Source organism: Sphingomonas sp., assembly GCF_031380695.1.
In the GTDB taxonomy this organism is placed as follows: Bacteria; Pseudomonadota; Alphaproteobacteria; order Sphingomonadales; family Sphingomonadaceae; genus Sphingomicrobium.
In genome coordinates, this window is record NZ_JANMWY010000095.1 from 1 (window position 1) to 2630 (window position 2630).

Sequence of the window (2630 nt, forward strand, 5' to 3'; positions counted from 1 at the left end):
CAGCGGCGCCTCGCTCGACGATATCGACATCGTGACATCGCCCCGCCGTTCGCCGCCGACGCGTTGGCCGCCGGCGAAGTCGACGGCATCTGCGTCGGCGAGCCGTGGAACAGCGTCGCGGTCGATCGCGGGGTCGGTCGGATCATCACCGTTACCTCGCGCATTTGGCAGCGTGGGGTCGAGAAAGTGCTGGCCATGCGGACCGACTCGCTCGCGGCGGATTCCGACCGGGCGCACCGGTTGATCCGAGCCCTCTACCGCGCGGGGGTAGCGTTTATCGACCCCGCACAGCTGACGTCGAATGCCGCGATCCTCGCTGGCGCCAATTATCTTGATGGCTCGGCAGCGGTTATTGAACGGGCGATTTCCGACCGAATTATACTTCGCGCCGGCGACCCGCCGACGCATATTCCCGACTTCATGTTCCAACATCGGGAGGCTGCCAACTTTCCCTGGGTCAGCCAAGCGGCGTGGCTCTATGCGCAGATGGTCGCGTCGAGGCATCTGGCCAAGAGCGAAGCGGATTATGCCCGCGCGCAAAGTGTGTTCCGGCCCGACGTTTACCGCGCCGCACTGGCCGGAACCGGCGTTCCGCTGCCCGGGGCGCGGAGCAAGCTGGAGGGCGGCGTGTCGCAGCTGATCGCGGTCGGAACGACGCAGGGGACGCTCACGCTTGGCCCCGATCGCTTCTTCGACGGGCGCCAATTCGATCCCGACCGGCTCGACGATTATCTGTCCGGCGCGTGAGATATTCGCCAACCAATGCTGCGCTGCACAATCTGATTGGCGATTCGCCACTGGCGTGACATAAATTAGCCCGGACGCAACGATGCGTACCTGTGATGGCCGCCGAGTTCCACGACGAACCGGGGGAACAGTGGCCAAGGTAGAGATACATTCGGCAATGGCGCCGCCCGATCCTAGTGGTTCGTGGCGGCTTTTTGCGTTCGGAGCAGCGTACCCGCATGACGAGTTTAGCGCAGGACCAGCGACAACAGCAGCGCTGCGGCGAGCAGCGCGCTGACCGCTTGCCACGTGCGCAGCGGGTCACGAAGCAGGAGCGGTACAAACACCGGTCTGGGCTCGGCCTTGACCGTGCCGCCATCCTCGAGCGCACGAAGCAGTTCGATCACGTCGCCGAAGCGGTCGGGGGGCTTGGGCTGAATTGCGGTGAGAATCGCAGCATCGAGCCAGCTTGGGATTTCGTGACGATGGCGAAAGGGTGGGACTGGCATGCCGAAGCGCGGACGCTGGAACGCTTCCTGCTCGCCGTACGGCCATTTGCCGGTCAGCCATTGGTAGATCGTGACGCCGAGCGCGAACTGGTCGGTCAGCGCATCGCCGCGGTTTCCGTCGAACTGCTCGGGCGCCATATAACCGGGCGTGCCGGGGATCAGCGCGTCGGGAAAATCCTCGATCCGCGGCAATCGCGCGACGCCCAGGTCGATCAGGCGCAGCGAGTCGGGGCCGGTCAGCATGACGTTATCGGGCTTGATGTCGCGATGGACAATGTCGAGCCGGTGCAGCGCGGCGACCGCGCGGGTGAGGCGAACGGCGTGCCCGACCGCTTCGTCGAGCGGGGGCAGGTTGCGCGCCAAGCGCTGGGCCATGGTCTCGCCGGAGTAGAAGGGCTGGACCCCGTAGAGCGCGCTTTGGCGATCGGCGGCGATCGGTTGGGCCGCTCCGACGAACGGACTGTGCACCCGTTGGGCGATGAGGATTTCATTGGTGAAAGCGAGCCTCGCGGCGCGCTCGTCGAAGCTGGCAGGAAGCGGAAATTTAAGCACGACCGGCGTGCCGTCGCGGTCGTCGGCGCGGAACAGTTGGGTATAGCGCCCGGCCGGGAACGCCGAGATGATCTCAAATCCGTCGAGCCGGTCGCCGACCTTGGGCGGATCGATGACCGGCAAATGAGCAAGGCTTGCGGCGATGCCGTCATGGTCAGGCGTTGGCAGGGTCACGATGTCGATCACCAGCGCGGTGCAATTGTCGCGGCTGCCTGCTTTGATCGCAGCAACGACCAGCGCCTCGGCACAGGACTCGGCCGACCCGCGCTCGGCCAGCTTTGCCGCTATCTGCAGCGGCATCAGCGAGGCGTGCACCCCGTCGCTAGTCAGCAGCAGCCGGTCGTGTTCGGCCAATTCGACGACGTTGTGGTCGAGCCGCAGCTGCCGCTCAATTCCCAATGCGCGGATCAGGACATGGCCCATGTCGGGCTCGGGGCGGACGTGGTCACTGGTCAGACAGGTCAGGCGGCCGCCGGCAAAGCGCCAGGCGCGGCTGTCGCCAACATGGGCGATATGCGCGCGGCGACCGCGCAGCGCGATGGCGGTGAGCGTCGTTGCCGACGAGGCCATCGCCTCGCCGCGCCCTTGTGTCCAAAGCCAGGCATTGAAGGCCGTAGCGGCGCGGTCGATTGCTTTAGCCGGCCCGAAGGTGGGGGGCATGGCGTAATAGCCTTCGATCAGCATCTGCACGGCAAGCTCTGCAGCGATACGTCCGGCCTTGCCGCCGCTCACCCCGTCGGCAACCGCCGCGATAATGCCGTGATGGATCCGCTCGCCCGGGCTGCCGAGGTGGATCGCGCCGAAATCCTGATTGTCGGCGCGGCGGCCGGCTTCGCTCGCGAA

General features: G+C 66.0%; 2 protein-coding genes. One reads left to right on the forward strand and one right to left on the reverse strand.

Annotated elements, in window-relative coordinates; genetic code table 11:
* Positions 1-747, forward strand: a 747-nt coding sequence (locus RMN84_RS03610; protein WP_309610841.1) for an ABC transporter substrate-binding protein, incomplete at its 5' end; no start/stop codon positions are given.
* A 227-nt stretch (positions 748-974) separates the two neighbouring features.
* On the opposite strand, the gene RMN84_RS03615 is transcribed toward RMN84_RS03610, so the two are convergent.
* Positions 975-2630 (reverse strand): protein kinase domain-containing protein (locus tag RMN84_RS03615; RefSeq protein WP_309610842.1); only part of this gene is annotated, 1656 nt, incomplete at its 5' end.